At 51.3% G+C, this 2,199-nt stretch carries 6 protein-coding genes and 1 pseudogene; 5 read left to right on the top strand and 2 right to left on the bottom strand.

Annotation, left to right across the window (positions count from 1 at the left end):
* The 4 genes from IBX50_RS20800 to IBX50_RS19960 all read left to right on the top strand — a co-directional run.
* The coding region (locus IBX50_RS20800) for a zinc ribbon domain-containing protein (protein WP_366930756.1) at positions 1–186 on the top strand (186 nt) is incomplete at its 5' end.
* A gap of 131 nt (positions 187–317) precedes the next feature.
* Positions 318–566, top strand: coding sequence for a hypothetical protein (locus IBX50_RS19970; protein ID WP_292258147.1), 249 nt, complete (start codon positions 318–320; stop codon positions 564–566).
* A gap of 77 nt (positions 567–643) precedes the next feature.
* Positions 644–802, top strand: coding sequence for a hypothetical protein (locus IBX50_RS19965; RefSeq protein WP_292258146.1), 159 nt, complete (start codon positions 644–646; stop codon positions 800–802).
* 6 nt (positions 803–808) lie between these two features.
* Positions 809–1,153: a type II toxin-antitoxin system HicB family antitoxin gene (locus tag IBX50_RS19960; protein ID WP_292258145.1), complete on the top strand. Its 345-nt coding sequence runs from the start codon at positions 809–811 to the stop codon at positions 1,151–1,153.
* 4 nt (positions 1,154–1,157) lie between these two features.
* On the opposite strand, the gene IBX50_RS19955 is transcribed toward IBX50_RS19960, so the two are convergent.
* A complete protein-coding gene (locus IBX50_RS19955) occupies positions 1,158–1,526 on the bottom strand; it encodes a DUF1801 domain-containing protein (RefSeq protein ID WP_292258144.1) in 369 nt (122 codons plus the stop codon).
* Positions 1,523–2,059: a DNA-deoxyinosine glycosylase gene (locus tag IBX50_RS19950; RefSeq protein WP_292258143.1), complete on the bottom strand. Its 537-nt coding sequence runs from the start codon at positions 2,057–2,059 to the stop codon at positions 1,523–1,525. Before IBX50_RS19950 ends, IBX50_RS19955 begins: the two co-directional genes overlap by 4 nt.
* Positions 2,060–2,100: 41 nt before the next feature.
* Between IBX50_RS19950 and IBX50_RS19945 the strand changes: the two are divergent.
* Positions 2,101–2,199 (top strand): annotated as a pseudogene (locus tag IBX50_RS19945) (YaiI/YqxD family protein); the annotation flags it as partial.

Genomic DNA, 2,199 nt, shown 5'->3' with positions numbered 1-2,199 from the left:
CAGACCTGCTCGAATTGTGGCGCATTGCCCGATGAGAGGCCGAGAGGTATCGCAGATCTTGGAATAAGAGAATGGGCTTGCAGTGCGTGTGGTGTCACGCACGACCGCGACATCAATGCCGCCAAGAACATTCTCGCGCTCGGGCATGAGCGCCCTGTAGAGGGAATCCCCGTCCTTTCCGCCTAAAGTCGGCAAACCATAGGTTTGAGGGCGGGGAGGATGTCAACTATGTTGGTCGAGATCGTTATCCGCTGCGTGGTTATGGTACAGATACCTTCCGGGCGCAGGAATTCGCGGCGGTAACGCTGGATTATCGCTTGCCACTGGCTCGTATTCAGCGCTCCTGGGGGGTTAATCCACTGGGGCTGGATGACTTTTACGCTACCTTGTTCACCGATCATGCCTGGCTGGAATCCGGCGGTTACAGCGGTATTGGTCTGGAAATAACACTGGAAACCCGCTTGTTTTACTGGATGAGCCTGCCCTTGTCATTGGGTTTTGCCAAAGGACTGGATGAACAGCTGGGCGGCTCGGAAGCCTGGTTACGACTGGGTGGGGCTTTTTGAGCGTATTTTGCAACTGAATCCAGTTGCTGTCGGCATGATGGCTTGTTAAGCTTCAGAAAAGCGAGAGGATCTCACTGATGACTCGACAGGAAAAACTGCTTCGCAAGTTACTGGATATGAATGCTGTTCTGACCTGGAGTGAGCTGGTCACAATTCTGTGTGGTTTGGGGTATCAGGTTCAGCGAATTAAAGCGTTATGCCCGACTTCAGGTCATCGAAAAGCTCAAAAGTGGTGAACTGTTATGAAAATGATGCAATACAAGGGATATTTTGGCTCGATTGATGCCAGCACTGAAGACAATCTGTTATTTGGCAAGTTGGAGTTCATTAAGGCATTGGTCAGTTACGAAGGTGAAACGGTTACAGGGCTGAAAGAAGCTTTTGAAGCGGCCGTTGATGATTATCTGCAATATTGCAAGGAGATCGGTGTCTCTGCGGAAAAGCCCTTCAAGGGGACTTTTAATGTACGTGTTGGACCCGAGCGCCATGCCCGTATCATGCAGTATGTACATCAGAACAGACTGAAAAGCCTGAATGAGTTTGTCAGCCAAGCGATAGATCACGAGCTGGATCGCCTGGAGGCTTGATACATTACTGCTTTGCCAGTGCCCAGGCTGCCTGAAGGGTTTCTGTCAGGTGGCTGGCCTGGATGTCATCAAGGCTGTTCAGTTTGATGTGGCGGCGGTGTTTGCCTTTACCTTGTAACTGCTGGTGCGGATTTGGCAGTTCTGCACCTCGGCCAAACTCCACTGAGCAGTGGTTGGTGTAGGCAAAAATTCCACAGAAGGCTTCATCCTTACCTTCCGGGTGACTGAACAGCAGACCGCCGTATTTCACCTGCTCAGAAGCTCCGGGTGCAAGGTTATAAACCTTTTCACGCAGTTGCAGTACCAGTGCATGAAGATCAGGATTAGCCTGCCGCAAGTCTTGCAGTAGTGTCTGGATGCGTGGATCACTCATTGGTCGACTCCCTGATTCTGATTAAACAGTGTTGCCATGATTTTATGCCATTCCAGTTGTTTTTGCTGCAATGTGAGGCTGGCATAAGCCGGGCTGGTGGATGGTAACTGATGCAGCGGTAACTGCCGGAAGGGTTCATCCAGCAGCGGCAACACATGGCGATGATAACTCTGGAAAGCCTTACCACCATTACAAAGAACCGCACAGGTATTGGGATGCCGTTGAAACCAGCCGGGAAAGTTGTTGGGGATGATGCTGGCTTCCTGAATATCACTGTCCAGGCTGGAAGGTCGTACACAAGATTGCATCACATCCCATAACCCGATACCACCCAGCTGCAGCGCCTGGATACGCTGTTTGTAGTCAGCGTTTGGATCAAATCCCAGCAGCTCCCCCATGATTGGCCAGAAGGCATTACGGGGATGGGCATAATACTGCTGGGCTGCCAGTGATGCCTTGCCCGGCATCGAGCCGAGAATCAGCAGTCGACAAGTGGCTGGCTCTATTGGCGGGAAGCTGTTGACGGGCTGCATCTGGGTTACAATCCTTTTTTTAATTCAGTACGGAATGATAAATGAAAATCTGGGTTGATGCCGACGCTTGTCCAGTCGTCTTGCGTGAAATTCTCTTCAAGGCTGCGGAGCGGGTGAAGGTGCCGTTGATTATGGTCGCT

This window comes from Marinospirillum sp. (assembly GCF_014859565.1).
The sequence above is the reverse complement of the archived record's forward strand: the minus strand, read 5'-3'. Positions and strand labels throughout refer to the sequence as shown.

Coding starts and splice junctions, on each gene's coding strand:
- IBX50_RS19965 (WP_292258146.1), top strand. CDS start 644: ATGACTCGACAGGAAAAACTGCTTCGCAAGTTACTGGATATGAATGCT.
- IBX50_RS19950 (WP_292258143.1), bottom strand. CDS start 2,059: ATGCAGCCCGTCAACAGCTTCCCGCCAATAGAGCCAGCCACTTGTCGA.
- IBX50_RS19960 (WP_292258145.1), top strand. CDS start 809: ATGAAAATGATGCAATACAAGGGATATTTTGGCTCGATTGATGCCAGC.
- IBX50_RS19955 (WP_292258144.1), bottom strand. CDS start 1,526: ATGAGTGATCCACGCATCCAGACACTACTGCAAGACTTGCGGCAGGCT.